Consider the following 15,692-nt stretch of genomic DNA (forward strand, 5'->3'; position numbering starts at 1 on the left):
GGTTTAATTATTATTACTGACCACTATCTTATCACCATCAGAAAGTTCTCGCGATAGAACTCTGTAACTGCCCGTAACAATCTCCTGACCGTCTTCCAGCCCACTCATAATTTGAATAAATGCATTGTCACTGATACCGGTTTCAACTTGAATCCTGTTTGCAGTACCATCGTTATTAACAAATACCACTTTTCTGAAATCCTCTCGGCTTCCCAGTTGATTTGGAGGGCTCTCCCCTGTTGATGTGGTATCTGACTGGGCAGTGCTGTCAGAAGCAAAATCTCGGACTGTCACAGACTGTATAGGTACAGAAATAACGTCGTAAACAGTGTTTGTTTTGATATCAACGGTAGCAGACATTCCCGGTTTAAAATTGGGCGTAAACTCTACAGCCGGATTTTCGCTCACATTCATCGCTACAAAATCGGCCGTGGATTGTTCAAGGTTATGCGGGGTAGTAATTCTGACTTTAACCTTGTAATTGGTTATCTGCTCAGCAGATCCCTGTCCTGTAACCTCTGCAGAGTTCGCAATTTCGGTAACCACGCCTTCAAAAGATCGATTCGGATAGGCATCCACTTCAAGGCTTGCGGTATCGGCCAGGCTTACATTTACAATATCATTCTCATTTACATCAACTTCTATCTCCATCTGCTCCAGCCGTGCTACGCGCATCATCTCCGTACCCGACATTTGTGCTTGACCAAGTACCCGTTCACCCTGTTCAACAGCAAGTTGAGTAATGGTACCATCTTGCGGGGCACGAACAACGGTTTGTTCAAGTTCTTCTTCAGCTTGTCTTAACTGAGCTCGGGCACTCTCTATCTGGTACTCAGCGGCCTTGAAGTTTGCTTTTTGAGCCTCGTAATTGTTCAGGGATTGCCTGTACTCAAGATCTGAGATCAAATCCTGGTCGTACAATTGTTGATTTTTCTCAAATTCAACTTCAGCCTGCAGCATATTTGCTCTTGCCTGTTCCATTCGGGACTGTTGTGTGAGTAGTGCTGCGTTCAGGTTATCGATCTGGGCTTGATAAATATCCGGTTTGATTCGTACAAGCAGATCGCCTTGCCTTACAAAATCACCCTCATTTACTGCTAATTCTATAATCTCTCCTGACACATCAGGTCGAATAATTACTTCTGTTTCCGGTTGAATTCGACCTGAAGCTGATACGATTTGAGTGATAGTCCGTCGTTCAATGATATCTGTCTCCACCGTTTTCTCAGCCGGCCCTCGATCTAACCAACCGGCTGTCTTCGCTATAACTCCAAGTACTACAACAACAAGAAGTAGAATACCGAGAATCTTTAGCAAACTTTTGGTAGACGATTTCTTCTGTGCCATTTTTTACCCCTTTTACTTATTCTATTCGCTTTTAAAATTCTACATCCTCGCCAGTAAACTGACCGAGGTAGTAGTCAAGTAGTTTCTCCTGGAAAATTAAATTATATCTTGACTGAGTGTAGTTCGACTGTGCTTCAACGTAGCTGGATTGAGCTTCGCTAAGTTCAATTAAGGTGCTTGCACCTACATTATATCGTTCTTGCTGTGTCTCAAAAGCTTTTTCACTTGCAATCAGTGATTTTTCAGCAGCATTAAATTCCTGCATATAAGAATCGTAATCATTGAATGCCTGTGTAACTTCCTGTATTACCTGCAACTTTGTGTTGTCTAAAGAGAGCTGAGCATTCTTTAACTGCACTTTCGCCGATTGAATATTGTTCATACGATTCCAGTTCTGGAAAATGGGAATACTTACAGAAAGCCCCAGAGAACGGTTCACCTGTTGATCAAAAAACTGATCATCAAAAGGTACATCTTCTCCCGCTAACGAATACTGATCACTGTAACGTGAAGAAAGACCCGCACTTGCTGAAATGGATGGGTATAAGCTCCCTTTTGTAATTTTTAATTGGTATCGCAGATTATTGATATCAGCCTCTTCGCTTTTAATGTCAGCTCGATTCATCATTGCCTGATCAACCAAATCATTCAGATCATACATGGAAAGCATTGAAACATCTTGTTGGTCTGGGAGATCCGGAACTACAAATTCGTATTGTCTCTGGGGATCAATCTGAAGCTGACGAATTAGAAGAAGTTTACTCATATTAAGAGCATTATTGCGCTGTGTGACACTCAATTCGTCATTTGCAACCTGGGCTTCCTGGTTGAATAAATCTACCGTTGGAAGCGAACCAACTTCTACTTGTGCTTCTATTTGTTCCAGCTGTCTTTGAGATGTGACAAGATTTTCCTGAGCAATTTCAAGTAGCTGCATATCCAGCAAAACTTGCAGGTATCTTGACGCGGTATTAAAAATTACATTTTCTCTTGCTCTGCGAAGACTTTCCTCACTCGATATTTTTGACTGTTGACTGGCTCTCAAAGTTAGAATATTGTTAAAACCGTCAAACAGTGTAACATCTGCCCCTACTCTACCACTTACTGATTGAGAAGTGACGTCTACAAATGGATCGAGTCCTTCACTAAAACGGTCAAAAATAAATTGCTGTCCAGCCGTTCTGGATCCGTTTAAATTACCAGAAACAGATGGGAGAAAATCAGCATATTCACTCTTTATATCGTTTTCAGCCAGGTTAAGGTTATTTTCAGCCTGCTTAAGTTGGTAATTGTTTTCAAGAGCCAAGTCGACAGCCTGTTGAAGGGTAATTCGTTCTGTTTGAGCAAACGAAACCAACGGTACAATCAGAAAGCACGTAAGTAGATAGAATATTCTTTTCATAAATATTGTAGTAGATTTTTTATTGCTTGTAACATCTCTTTAGACGTAGACAAGTCTATAGCGTTTGGTTTTGAATTTAGACGAATAAGAGTAAACAGAGTTTCAAAATAATGTAGGCTCTACTACAAATAAATACGTTTTTTTACATTTAATAAATGAAGGAACCAAACAGGTATTTATTTTCCTCTCGAAATACGTTCATCTATAAACTCAGACAAGTATGTAGCAGCTTTGCGTGCAGCAACTCTCTTGACTTCATTAAACAGGAGATCGAATAGTTTCTCTTTATGACTGTCATCTATTGCAGAAGTATTCTCTTCTGTTGACTTTTCTCTACCCATCAAGCCAAGTGCTATGCCAACCAAAACGGATGTACCCACTGCTTTAAATGGATTTTCTTTGATCAAGTTAATGGGTTGCAAAGGGCCTAATACCCTTTTTTGTGCACTGGATATCCGGTCTTCAAAGTCTTCCTCGAGAAGGTCTAAATCGTCCTCAAGTTTCTTTTTTCTTTTTCGAATATCAGCCATTGATATGTTTTTATGTTTCTTCAACGGTTTTCCCTTCAATTTTTTCAGGTTCCTTGTCACTTTCAAAATCATCAATCACTTTGCTGATGAGTTGAGCCTGAACTTTTTCAGTGAATCCTTTAGAACTTCTGTTTAATAGCAAATATCCTATCAAAAAAAGCGGAAGTGATGCAATGGCAAATCCAAGACTTATACTGCCGATCAAACTGCCAACCCAAAATCCGACAGCAAACCAAAAAAAGAAAAGGGCAAAACTCAGTACAAACAATCCAAGTATTTGTTGAAATGATTCAGCTAGAAGACGGGAAACCTGTTCGGCAATAGTGAGTGAAAATAGCTCAAGTCGCTTTTCCACATACTGGCGCACTTCATCCGTTATCTTCTTTTTGGCTTTGCCGTTTTTTCGATTTTCTTCTGCCATTCAAATAGCTATTTCAAAAGTTTAGCTAAAATATATCCCACTGCAGCACCCGCTAAAACACTGGTAATTGGATGTTTCCGTATCAGCAGCTCAGCTTCAGTTTTTAGCTCTTCGAGCTTCTCCTCCAATTCTGCATCATTCAACAGAGAGTTTCCTTCCTCAATAACACTTTCCAGCTCTTCATTCAAATCGTTGATAATATTTTCGTCCATAGTATATACCGTTGATATTTACATCCTTCTATTTTAATCAAAATAACATCTTACAGGGAAATGGTAAATAAAAGAAAACAAACTCTGAAGCCTTTTTTCTAAAATTCAAACGATGAGTTTGTTTTGAGGTTCCCAAATTTAATCTTGAAGGCGGTTCATTCGTAACGCAAACTCTCAATTGGGTCTAACTGGGCCGCTTTATATGCAGGATAAACCCCAAATACGATACCTACGACAGTCATTCCAATAACGCCTCCCACGGCAGCACTCCAGGGAATAACGATACTCGCTTCAAGCCAAACAGCTGCGGCATTTCCTAAACCAACGCCAATAAGAATTCCAATGGCTCCACCGAACTGGCATATGGCAATAGATTCCATCAAAAATTGGGAAATAATTGCTTTTTTAGTTGCACCAACCGCTTTTCTTACCCCAATTTCACGTGTTCTCTCTGTTACCGAAACCAGCATAATATTCATCACACCAATTCCTGCTCCCAAAAGTACAATACCGCCAATAACAAAACCTACCATGTAGAGTATACCTGTAAATTGATCAAACACCCCACCCAGTGATTCATTCGTCGTAATCTCAAAATCATTTTCATCTCCGGGTTCTACTTTTCTTATCGCTCGCAGTATACCCGTTAGATCGTCGATAACCGCCTCTACCTTCTCTACTGAACCGGCACGGACCTGGATTCCAATATTCTGATTTTTCCCGTATAGACCAGCAAGGTGGGTGTAGGGTATCACAACAAAGCGATCTAATGTTTGACCAAAAACATTGCCCTTGGCTTCTGTAATACCAATAACTGTGTAAGGTCGCCCCTCTACTCGAATCGTTTTGCCGATGGGATCAACCTGTTCAAAGAGAGCAGAAACAACATCCGCCCCGATAATAGCAATGGGCCGGGCATAGTCGATATCTGCCTGGGTAAAGTTCCGACCGCTTTCAATTTCGTATGCATTGTTCGATAGATATTCTTCATTTCCACCTCGAATACTGATATTCGGCTCTGTTTGCTCTTCTTCGTACGATACACGAGTTGTAGTATAGGATCGGTTTGGCCCAATACCTGATGCAGAGGCTGCCAGTTCATCAAGGGTTTCCATCTGTTCGATCGTAATATCCTGGCGGTTTCGGTATTTATCCCAATCAGTGGGCCCCATACTGATCGATGGATATTTTGAAATGGAGATCACATCTCCTCCCATCAAGCTCAGGGTATCTTTAAAATAGTTATCTAAAACCAATACAGCAGTATTTGCGCTAATGATGGCAAATACTCCAACAGAAATAGCCAGTAACGTTAGAGACGAGCGAAGTTTATTAGCCCGGATTGAGTCAAATGCCTGTTTAAATACTTCAATTACGTTCATATCTATTCGTATCTCAAAGATTCAATTGGATCAGATTTAGCTGCTTTACGAGAAGGAATAAAACCGAACAAGATTCCAACAAATGCACAAATTAGAATTGCATTCAATACAGTCGTCCAGTTCAGGTAAGCCACGAAAAACTGGTTGATCAGTTCAGTTACCCCAATGGATAAAAACACGCCGATCACTCCTCCGACAAGACAGATGACGATCGCTTCCATCAAGAATTGCAGAAGGATTTCCCAGGATTTTGCGCCCACCGCTTTTCTTATACCGATCTCCTTTGTGCGCTCTTTCACAGAAACAAACATGATATTCATTACTCCAATCCCACCAACAAAAAGTGCCAGGCCGGTAAGAAAAATTCCAATTCCGTAAATGGCTACTTTCATGCTTTGGAATTCTTGTTCAAACAGAGCCGCTTTATTGATTGCAAAGTCGTTTTCTTCAAGCGGATCAAGCTGGCGGATTTGCCGCATAGCCCCAATCACCTCGTATTCCCCCTCTTCCATTGTTTCCTCATTTGGAAACTGCACAGCTAACTGAATTCCATATCGGAGGCTGTATAAAGTTCCATAGGCAGTGATCGGTATAATCATCTGGTTATCCACATCTTCGAGCCCCAGGAAACTGCCCCTGCTTTCGAGAATTCCAATCACTGTGAAACGCTGACCATTGATTCTGACATTTTTTCCGAGGGGGTCTTCATTATTCAGAAATAACACATCTACAACACTACTTCCCAAGACAACTACGCGCGCAGCCCTGTTTACTTCAGCTTCGCTAAATGCACGTCCATCTGCAATATCTAAACCCGCTGTTTGAAAATGACTCTGTGTTACACCGCTTAATCCAACATTTTCGGCAATTTTGTCGTTATACCGGATCGCTGTATTTCGGTCGGCCGAAGCGGATACATTGGAAGCCGATGTTGTCAATTGGCGTAAATCATCTACATAATCCAACCTCATTTCCCGTCGGTTTCGATACTCCCACCATTTGTATTCACCGCCAAATCCCCAGGGCCATTTTGCAACATACACGACATTACGGCCCAACATATCCATACTTTCTTCAAATGACCTGTCAATACCATCAGAAATAGTATTCATGGCGGTAACGGAAACTATACCGATCACAATACAGGTTGTGGTAAGAATTGCACGGGTTTTATTTGTCCATATAGCAGATATCGCTATTTTGGACCCCTCGATGAAACTGATCAGAATTCGATTCATGAATATATTATTTAGCTGCTGATCTTTGAAACAATAACTATTTTTTAAGTTTGGTATCAAAGACTATCTACGGTTTGGAACTCAAATCGTTTCAGTATATTAACCAAATTTTACATAAAAGGACTAACTGATGGAAATTGATGTTCTGGCTTTTGGAGCCCACCCAGATGACACTGAATTAAGTTGTGCCGGCACACTCGCAGCGCTCATAAAATCCGGTAAAAAAGTGGCCGTTGTAGATTTAACCCGTGGAGAAATGGGATCTCGCGGAACCCCTGAACTCAGAAAGAAAGAAGCCCAAAAAGCTGCTGACATACTCGGGCTGCATGCACGTGAAAATGTTGGGCTTCCCGATACTGAACTTGAGAATAACAGGGAACATCAAAAAGCGATCATTCAAAAAATCCGGCATTTTCGTCCGCATATATGCCTGATCCCAACTCCAAAAGATCGCCATCCCGATCATGAAAAAGCATCTGCATTGTTGATTGATGCAATTTTCTACAGCGGCCTTCCAAAAATCGAAACAAAAGGTCCTGATGGAAAAAAACAGGATCATTTTAGACCGTCACACGTGCTACACTTTATGCAGCATGACCACTTTGATCCTGACTTTGTATTTGATATAACCGACACAATTGAGGTTAAAGAGAAGGCGATTATGGCATTTTCGTCTCAATTTAATGTAAATGATCCGGGTGATGAGCCTGAAACATATATCTCTGATCCTACTTTCTTTGAAGCACTGAGAGCTAAAGCAAAATACTTTGGACAGTTGGCCGGCTACAAATATGGAGAAGGGTTCCTGTATGCCCAAAAACCCTTCCCGGTAAGTAACTTTGATTTTTTATTTGATACTACCCCAAAACGGTAGCTCTTGTAAAACGGACTCGCCCCTAATTTAAATCGCAATCGGCTCAGGTGAGCCGATTTACATTTTAGTGAGCTTCCGCCGCCAACGTTTCTTCAATCACCTGTTTTTGGATATCGTGCGGAACCTGGCCATAACTGTGGAATTTCCGCGAGTAGGTAGCACTTCCCTGTGTCATAGATTTGAGTCGAGTTGTGTACTGGTCCAACTCCTGGAGCGGTACAACAGCTTTAACTTTCTGAATCGATCCTTCAGCATCCATTCCCTGGATTTGGCCTCTGCGAGAACTCAGGTCACTCATCACATCGCCCATATAATCAGCCGGAAGTGTCACTTCAATTTCATAAAGCGGCTCAAGAAGCTGTGGCTTTGCTTTCATAAAGCCATCTTTAAACGCCATGAGTGCTGCTGTTTTGAAAGCCGCTTCGTTTGAATCTACGGAGTGCATAGAGCCGTCATAAACAGAAACGCGAATATCCCTGGCCCGACAACCGCTCATGGGTCCGTTTTCCATTTTATCCATAATTCCTTTTAAGATGGCCGGCATAAACCGGTTATCAATCACGCCGCCTACAATACAGTTCTGGAATACAAGTTTTCCTCCCCATTCAAGTTCAATTTCCTGGACATCACGAACTTTAATGTCCGTTCTATCCGGTATTCCTTCATACCAGGGTTCTATGGATAGATATACTTCAGCAAACTGACCGGCTCCCCCACTCTGTTTTTTATGTTTGTAATGTGCATCCACTTTTTTGGTGATAGTTTCCCGGTAAGGAATTTTCGGTTTAACGAACTCAACATCCAGATTGTAATTTTCTTTAAGCTGATGAAGAATTACATTCAAATGTTCCTCACCCAGTCCATGTAAAATTGTTTGCTGTAGTTCCTGGCTGTGCTCAACTACAAGAGATGGATCTTCTTTTTGAATTTGGTTGAGCGCGTTACCGAGTTTATCCTCATCCCCCTCAATTTTAAGTTTTATAGCATTTCGAATTGTTGTATCTGGGTACTCAATCTCTGAAAACTCAATTCCACTGTCTTTTGGTGCTATAGTGTCACTTGTATGCAGTTCTTTCAGTTTTACGGCAACGGTTAAATCTCCTGCATGTACTTCAGGTACCTCTGTGCGATCATGCCCCTGGTTCACATACAAAGATCCAACCCGCACACTGTTCCCGGTTCGCTGATTCACCAAATCCATTCCCGGGGAGATACTTCCGCCCGTAACTTTCAGATAGGTAAGATCTCCCACATGCATTTCCGAGGATGAACGAAATACAAATGCACTTGGGTCAGAATCAATTGAGATGCCGTAAGAATCTCCATTTTTTAATTTCATTTCGGATTCTAAAGGAGAGGGCGCAACATTACCAAGAAAACCTAAAATTCGTCCTGTTCCCATATTTCGGGATGCACAGGCACAAAAAAGTGGAAAGATGTCCCTGTTTCGAAGGCTCATTTGGAGGCCGTCACGCATTTGGTATTCATCTAGCTCGCCATTTTCAAAGTAGAGATCCAATAGTGTCTCATCATTTTCTGCAACGGCTTCAACCAATTCATTATGCAGCAGTTCTGCCTGTGCTTTTTGCGACTCAGGAATAGGTAGTTTATCAGGCCGGCCTCCATCTTCGGGAAATTCATACATGGTCATTTTTAAAACATCAATAATGGCATGAAAATCATCCCCTTCGCTATATGGATACTGAACCACAACCACTCCGCGGCCAAAATGTTCTTTTGCCATGTCCACGGCTTTTTGAAAATCCGATTTTTCACTATCTAATTTATTCACTACCAATATTGACGGCAGATTTCGGCTCTCTGCTGCACTCCAGAACGCATCGGTACCTACTTCAATACCTGCGTCAGAATTCACGACAAACATGGCTGTATCAGCTACATGAAGTGATTCTGAGACCTGTCCCCAAAAATCATTGGATCCCGGAGTGTCCATTAAATTCATTTTTGTTCCCCGCCAGTCCAGGTGGAGTAATGATCCATAAATCGATTTCTCTTTATCTTTTTCTATACCGTGGTAGTCTGATAGTGTATTTTTCCCCTGAATGCTCCCTCTTTTCCTGGAAGATCCGGATTCAAAGATCATTGTCTCAGCAAGTGTTGTTTTACCGGATCCAGAGTGCCCAAGGAGAGCAACATTTCTAATATTTTTAGGCTCGTATACTTTCATTCTAACTCCATTTTTTCTTTTATAACTGCATGTAAGCTCTTCGATTTAGCCTTATCATAGAAGGATGAAGAAGAGTCCTCTTTTCAATATGTATTCTTATTAAAATTATACTTTATTTCAGACCGTGAGTCAAAACGGTTTTTATAATTTAGCAGGCTTGATGATCAAATCAACATGAAAAATATTTTACTTCTTCAAACGGGCGGTACAATTGCCATGCATTTCGATCAAAATGGGAATGAACTGGACCCTGATAAATGGACTGAAGTTCTCTATGGTGAAATGCCGGAACTCTCGAAGATTGCTGAACTCGATATCAAAAAAGTTCTCTTTGAAGACAGCTCAGATATAAACCGGCACCACTGGAAAAAGTTGAGTCAAGTCGTTGATGATAACTTTGATGATTACGATGGTTTCGTAATTCTGCATGGAACAGATACCATGGCTTACACTGCTTCTGCACTTTCATTCGCACTACAGAACATCACAAAACCGGTGATTTTGACAGGAAGCCAGGTACCCATGAGTAATATCAGGAGTGATGCAAGACGAAACCTGATCAACTCGATTGAACTTGCTACATATGGAATTCATGAAGTTACCATCTGTTTTAATGATCACCTCTACCGTGGTAACAGAAGCACAAAAATGAGTATTGGTGATTTTGATGCCTTTACATCTCCAAACTACCCTCCTCTTGCCGAAGTTGGAATTCGGATAGAATTGTCAGAAAGTTTACTTGAAAATCACACAGGGAAGAGAAAATTATATTCCGATTTCGATGATTCTGTCCAAGTGATAAAAATTTATCCTAACCTGAACCCATCTTTCTTGCACTCTATGGACCTGAGTCATACGAAAGCAGTTATCCTTGAAGCGTTTGGCAGCGGAAATATTCCAAGTAAAGGTCCCTACAACCTGCTTCCTTTCGTAAAAAAATGTATTGATCAAAATTGCCATGTTCTTGTAAACTCCCAGGCTGCTTATGATTCTGTGGATTTAACTCATTATGCAAGTGGTAAAGCCCTAAAAAAGATGGGGGCACTCAGTTCAGGCGAGATGACATTGGAAGCAACTTTAACGAAAACCATGAATTTACTGGCTCGCAATCTTTCTGATTCCGAATTTATTAATACATTCCATAGATCAATTGCCGGTGAGAGAGACTGAGCGGTAACAATGTAGGGTCTGATTTCAGGCGGTTGTTGAGTTATAGAACTTCAAATGTTTCGGATCTGAAGAATTAACAGAAGACTTTGAGACCTTAAGCAATCTTGAAGTTTCAATTAAATGCTAAGCTTGGTAAATCTATAATAGAACGTATGTTTTTTGTATTTGATGTTGAAACCGTGCCGGATTTCCAATTCATTAGAAATGTTGTTAGCGAACCTGATCTCGACGAAGACGAGTTGTTGGTTCTGGCCAGTGAGGAATTGGCTCGAAATGCATCGGGGTTCTTACCTCCGATGTACCACAGGATGATCTCATGGGTTGGTCTTTGGGTTGAAAACGGCGGTAAACCTCTTAAAAAAATTGGCTGGCATGGAGAGGATGAAAAAGAAGGGCTAAACGAACTATTCGATGCACTTCTCACCTACAAGGATTTTGGTTTGATTCATCACAATGGGCGCGGGTTTGATCTGCCTTTGATCACTTACAGAGCAATGAAGCATAACCTGCAGATGCCTGTGCGGCTGAACCACTACGACATCCGCTATCGGTTCAGTAAAGTAAACATAGACCTGATGGACGAATTTAGTAATTATGGAGCAAGTTCATATCCCAAATTAAAGCACCTTGGACAATTGATTGGAGTCCCCTTCAAGCAAACTGCTGAAGGAAACGAAGTATTGAAGATGTATCGGGAGGAGAAACTTGAAGAGATTGAGCATTACTGCTATGAAGATGTAATGGCAACATATGTCGTTTGGTTACAGATGAAATATACCGTCGGTGATATTACGAAAGAGGTCTATGAAAATTTAAATGAGAGAGCGATAGGTAAACTGAAAGAAATTCAAGCGGATAGCGATTAACAGACATTTCAGAAATACCTTGAATAATATTAGGAAAACACTAAAACTAATTGATACAAAATATTTTACGGTATTTTGGTCAATCATATTAGTCGCTTTATCACTCAGAATATTTATATCGTTTTTTACCGGTTTATCTTGGTATTCTGTCGATTCATATACATACCTGGATATGGCAGATGCAATATTGAATGGAGAGCCCTATTCACGTTTCCCCAATGGTCTTCCACTCTTAATTGCTGGTTTAAAAATATTTTTACCGACTTCATGGATTCCTGCTTCTATTATTTGGACAAATATTCTCGCATCTACGGCTGCAGTTGGTTTGACAATAGGAATTTCAAAAAAAATTACAGGAAACACTTTTTTAGCGTGTTTAGCCGGGCTTATTCTTGCAATTTATCCCAACCAGCTGAACTACGTCAGGCAAATTCTGACTGAAGCACCTGCTACTTTTTTTCTCGTATTCCATGTATACCTATTTTTCCACAGAAGGTACTTTAGTTCGGCTGCCATCCTATTTATTGCAGTCCTGTTTCGTTCAAGTCTCTTACCACTAATTCCGTTAATGCTGATCTTTGCATTTGCCTTTGAAAGGTCGGGAAATCCAAAGATACCCATTTTAAAATTTATTGGAGGTTTAGTGTCTATCACTTTGATATATATGCTATTCGTGATATTTGAAATAGTAAAACCTTCCGCAAACCTGAGTGCGAACCTACTCATCTCAATAAGTTCTTACGGCGGCAATATTGACTATACTCTTTCGGGATTTACGAACGCAGAACTAGATTCAGCTTTGAATACTTATTTCACCTTTGCTGTCGAACATCCCTGGGAGTACATTAAACAACGAATATTATCATTCAATGAGTTGTGGGGCTGGCCGTCAACCGGGGAACCACAGAGAAGTTTCGCCAAAAAATTACTTATTGCTTTACGTATCCCTTTCTTTATCGGTGCTGTGGTTGCTTTCTGTCAAAATTTAAAAAAACCAGAGATATGGGTTCTATTCTCTCCGGTTCTTATTATTACTGCAATTCATACAATGTTTTTCTCAACAACCCGGTTTAGTTACGTTGCAGAGCCGTTTATCATAATTTTGACCCTTATTTTGCTGGAAAGTATCTACAAGAAGTGGTTTAATAAGGCTAAATATCTAAGCGTCTGAAAATCGTCTCAGGAATAGACTTGACTATGAACATGATCAGTCGCCAAACCGGGTATACATAAATGATGTTTCTCTTTTTGAGTATTCCCTTGTAAATGGCTATTCCAACATCTTTGGGATCTGCAGTTATCATCCCGGGCAGATCTCTATTCAATGTCATTTTTGTTCTTACAAATCCGGGCTTTACCGTCATTACGTGAATATCAACTTTGTAAAGCCTTTGTCTTAACCCTGATAAATAAGCGGAAAAACCGGCCTTTGAGGACCCATAAATATAGTTTTCTTGTCTTCCTCTTTCACCCGCTACAGAACTGATTCCCACAATGAAACCGGTTTTACGTTCAGTAAAGTCTTCAGCAATAATCTCCAGGATACTTACCGCACCCGTAAAATTTGTATCCAGTGTTTTCTTTGCTTCACCGAAGTTTTTTTGAGCACGTTGCTGATCCCCCAAATATCCAAAAGCCAGGATAACTCCATCTGGTTTATATGGCAGATTTTCGTAGAAAGAGTTATGGCTCTTGAAATCTGAAGCGTCAAATTCAAATGTTTTTACCCGGACCTGATGCTTGATCTCGATATCAGACGCAACCTTATTAAGATTTGAAATATCTCTCGATGCCAGCAGCAGATTCCAACTGTTTTTCGCAAATTGATGAGCCGTTTCTACCGCTATATCACTATTCGCCCCTAAAATTAACAGCCAACGATCATTCATAAATTCAATCGTTTTGATTGAAGAGAATTAAAAAGTTCATTCATACCGTAGTGTTCTCGAATCGAACGAAATTTATCTGCTTTTGGGTAACCTGAGTCAAAAACCTCCTCACTCATCCTGGAATCTTTGGCAAGATAGATACGTCCACCCCATTCAGTTATTTTTTTATCCAGATCATTCAATAACGACAAAATTTTATCATCAACTTTAAAATCCAATGCCAGTGTGTACCCTTCCATCGGGAATGAAAGTAAGTTTTTATTCTGCTTTCCAAAAAGTTTTAAAACTCCCAACGGTGAATAAACGTTGTTTCTTTGTAAATAAGTTAAAATCTCTTTAATGCCTTCAAAACTATTTTCTTTAGGAAGTACGAATTGATACTGCAGAGGCCCTTTCTGCCCATAAAGTCGGTTCCAATTCTTCAATTTATCCAACGGATAGAAGAAAGAATCTACGCTGACTTTACTGTTGCTTACTTTTTTAAAGTTTTTATTGTAGTAGAACTGATTAAATAATTTGATACTACCGTTATTAATTAGGAAAGACGGAAACGCAATAGGCACTTCAAAATTACCCGGAGGTTTATAATTAAAATCACCGACGTCATTAAAGTGTCCAACATTCAATAAACCTCTTCCCAAAGAATCACCGGTGGCTGTGCAATCCATCCAGGCTACTGAGTATGGTTCATCAGAAAATTTTTCAAATGCCTGGAAGGTCTCTCTTAATGAAGCTGTTTTTATGACCTGTTGCGAAATAGTACTTGACTGAACCTTTTGCAGCTTGATCGTGGCTTTCAAAATAATACCGGTTAATCCCATTCCGCCGCATGTAGCATGAAAAAGCTCTTTATTTTCACTTCTGGAACAAGTTTTCACAGATCCGTTTGGAAGCATCAATGAAAACTCAGAAACAGATTCACTGAAAGCTCCGGTTTGATGATGATTTTTACCGTGAACATCGCTCGCAATAGCCCCACCGACCGTAACAAATTTAGTTCCGGGTGAGACTTTTAAAAACCAACCACGAGGCAAAAATGTTTTTAAGATTTCAGATAAGAGCACTCCACCTTCGCAGGTTAACCGACCACTGACTTGATCAAACTGAAGCATTCTTTTAGCCGGTCGCATTTTTAAAATTGATTCAGAGAGTGCACTGTCTCCATAGCTCCGGCCAAACCCATGTGCAATGATTGGTTCATGCTTGTCAATACTCTTAAAGAGGGAATCTTCTGAATGGTAGTGTATGATATCAGAGTCAATAACCGGGTAACGTCCCCAACCAGAAATTTTCATATCAGAAAGAAAAAATTAGAAAACTTATTAGCCAGCAAATTATAGTTACCTGTAGAAAAATGTCTTTAATCACCAGGTATGTTGGATTCCCACTTCGGTTTTCTACGAACGTGATTTGCATATACCGCAAAATACCTATGACGACAAAACCGGAAGTCAAGTAGATATTTTCGGAGGCCAGCCTGTCAATAACATCCTCAGACATAGTATACATGATGTAGGCCACGGTTGTAACACCAGCCATAAATACCATGCCTGCGTTGATCATTTCAAGATTATAACCGTCTGCATTTTTCCGGGTTTTGATACCATCATCTCCAAGTAAAACGTCATCTCTTCTTTTTGCAAGTGCCAAAAATAAAGCCAACAGAAATGTTACCAAAACGATCCAATTGGTTGGCGTTACATCTATAAGTTCAGCCCCGGCATAAATCCTTAGAACAAACCCAACAGCAATGAGAGTGATATCTAAAATGGAGATCTGTTTTAACTTTAATGAGTAAGCTAAAATCATAATTACATATATCCCCAAAACCGTTAGGAAAGTTGTATCGAGAAGTGCAGCCCCGCTGAGAGCTACTGTAAGCAGAACAATCGCAAATAAAACGGCAGATCTTGTACCTATCTTTCCGGCGGCTACAGGTCGATATTTTTTCTCAGGATGTTGGCGATCCTCCACACGGTCAAAAACATCATTAATGGAATAGAGTCCGCTTGATGCAAGCGAAAAAAGAATAAATCCTCCAAGTACAGCGGCAATATTTTCCGGGGAGTATTGATAGCTGAAGAAGAGCGGTGCGAACAAGAACAAGTTCTTTATCCACTGTTGTGGACGCATCAATTTTAAGTAATGAATCATGCTTTCTGTCAATTTCACC

The 15,692-nt window shown here is 40.4% G+C and carries 15 protein-coding genes; 4 read left to right on the plus strand and 11 right to left on the minus strand.

Annotated elements, in window-relative coordinates; translation table 11 throughout:
* Nucleotides 1-3: 3 nt before the first annotated feature.
* From L6773_RS09150 to L6773_RS09180, 7 genes are all read right to left on the minus strand, one after another.
* A complete protein-coding gene (locus tag L6773_RS09150) occupies nucleotides 4-1,347 on the minus strand; it encodes an efflux RND transporter periplasmic adaptor subunit (protein ID WP_237853627.1) in 1,344 nt (447 codons plus the stop codon).
* 31 nt (nucleotides 1,348-1,378) lie between these two features.
* Nucleotides 1,379-2,749 carry a TolC family protein gene (locus tag L6773_RS09155; RefSeq protein WP_237853629.1) on the minus strand — a complete coding sequence of 457 codons (1,371 nt, stop codon included), beginning with the start codon at nucleotides 2,747-2,749 and terminating at the stop codon, nucleotides 1,379-1,381.
* Nucleotides 2,750-2,925: 176 nt separating this feature from the next.
* The gene (locus L6773_RS09160) at nucleotides 2,926-3,279 is read right to left on the minus strand and encodes a hypothetical protein (RefSeq protein ID WP_237853631.1); all 354 of its coding nucleotides are present in this window, start codon (nucleotides 3,277-3,279) and stop codon (nucleotides 2,926-2,928) included.
* Between the two features lie 10 nt (nucleotides 3,280-3,289).
* Nucleotides 3,290-3,700: a phage holin family protein gene (locus tag L6773_RS09165; RefSeq protein WP_237853633.1), complete on the minus strand. Its 411-nt coding sequence runs from the start codon at nucleotides 3,698-3,700 to the stop codon at nucleotides 3,290-3,292.
* An 8-nt stretch (nucleotides 3,701-3,708) separates the two neighbouring features.
* On the minus strand, nucleotides 3,709-3,912 hold the full coding sequence (locus L6773_RS09170) for a hypothetical protein (RefSeq protein WP_237853635.1): 204 nt from the start codon (nucleotides 3,910-3,912) through the stop codon (nucleotides 3,709-3,711).
* 155 nt (nucleotides 3,913-4,067) lie between these two features.
* Entirely contained in the window at nucleotides 4,068-5,294 is a 1,227-nt protein-coding gene (locus L6773_RS09175; protein WP_237853637.1) for an ABC transporter permease, read from the minus strand.
* Nucleotides 5,295-5,296: 2 nt separating this feature from the next.
* Nucleotides 5,297-6,532, minus strand: coding sequence for an ABC transporter permease (locus L6773_RS09180; RefSeq protein WP_237853639.1), 1,236 nt, complete (start codon nucleotides 6,530-6,532; stop codon nucleotides 5,297-5,299).
* Nucleotides 6,533-6,662: 130 nt separating this feature from the next.
* Between L6773_RS09180 and bshB1 the strand changes: the two genes are divergently transcribed.
* Nucleotides 6,663-7,406: a bacillithiol biosynthesis deacetylase BshB1 gene (gene bshB1 / locus L6773_RS09185; RefSeq protein WP_237853641.1), complete on the plus strand. Its 744-nt coding sequence runs from the start codon at nucleotides 6,663-6,665 to the stop codon at nucleotides 7,404-7,406.
* 64 nt (nucleotides 7,407-7,470) lie between these two features.
* Here the strand turns inward: bshB1 and L6773_RS09190 are convergent, their stop codons facing one another.
* Complete coding sequence (locus tag L6773_RS09190; protein WP_237853643.1) at nucleotides 7,471-9,594, minus strand: elongation factor G; 2,124 nt, start codon at nucleotides 9,592-9,594, stop codon at nucleotides 7,471-7,473.
* Between the two features lie 174 nt (nucleotides 9,595-9,768).
* Between L6773_RS09190 and L6773_RS09195 the strand changes: the two genes are divergently transcribed.
* The 3 genes from L6773_RS09195 to L6773_RS09205 all read left to right on the plus strand — a co-directional run bounded on the left by L6773_RS09195 (nucleotide 9,769) and on the right by L6773_RS09205 (nucleotide 12,801).
* Nucleotides 9,769-10,764, plus strand: a complete 996-nt coding sequence (locus L6773_RS09195) for an asparaginase (protein ID WP_237853645.1) — start codon at nucleotides 9,769-9,771, stop codon at nucleotides 10,762-10,764.
* Between the two features lie 152 nt (nucleotides 10,765-10,916).
* Nucleotides 10,917-11,630, plus strand: a complete 714-nt coding sequence (locus L6773_RS09200) for a ribonuclease H-like domain-containing protein (RefSeq protein WP_237853647.1) — start codon at nucleotides 10,917-10,919, stop codon at nucleotides 11,628-11,630.
* Nucleotides 11,631-11,802: 172 nt separating this feature from the next.
* A complete protein-coding gene (locus tag L6773_RS09205; protein ID WP_237853648.1) occupies nucleotides 11,803-12,801 on the plus strand; it encodes a hypothetical protein in 999 nt (332 codons plus the stop codon).
* On the opposite strand, the gene L6773_RS09210 is transcribed toward L6773_RS09205, so the two are convergent.
* The 3 genes from L6773_RS09210 to L6773_RS09220 are packed head-to-tail and all read right to left on the minus strand — an operon-like array spanning nucleotide 12,782 to nucleotide 15,673.
* Nucleotides 12,782-13,519 carry an SDR family oxidoreductase gene (locus tag L6773_RS09210; RefSeq protein WP_237853650.1) on the minus strand — a complete coding sequence of 246 codons (738 nt, stop codon included), beginning with the start codon at nucleotides 13,517-13,519 and terminating at the stop codon, nucleotides 12,782-12,784. The genes L6773_RS09205 and L6773_RS09210 overlap by 20 nt on opposite strands.
* Nucleotides 13,516-14,814, minus strand: a complete 1,299-nt coding sequence (locus L6773_RS09215) for an FAD-binding oxidoreductase (RefSeq protein WP_237853652.1) — start codon at nucleotides 14,812-14,814, stop codon at nucleotides 13,516-13,518. Before L6773_RS09215 ends, L6773_RS09210 begins: the two co-directional genes overlap by 4 nt.
* Nucleotide 14,815: 1 nt before the next feature.
* Nucleotides 14,816-15,673 carry a UbiA prenyltransferase family protein gene (locus L6773_RS09220; RefSeq protein ID WP_237853654.1) on the minus strand — a complete coding sequence of 286 codons (858 nt, stop codon included), beginning with the start codon at nucleotides 15,671-15,673 and terminating at the stop codon, nucleotides 14,816-14,818.
* Between the last annotated feature and the right edge of the window lie 19 nt (nucleotides 15,674-15,692).

The sequence above is a fragment of the Rhodohalobacter sulfatireducens genome (assembly GCF_022012475.1).
Taxonomy (GTDB): domain Bacteria; phylum Bacteroidota; class Rhodothermia; order Balneolales; family Balneolaceae; genus Rhodohalobacter; species Rhodohalobacter sulfatireducens.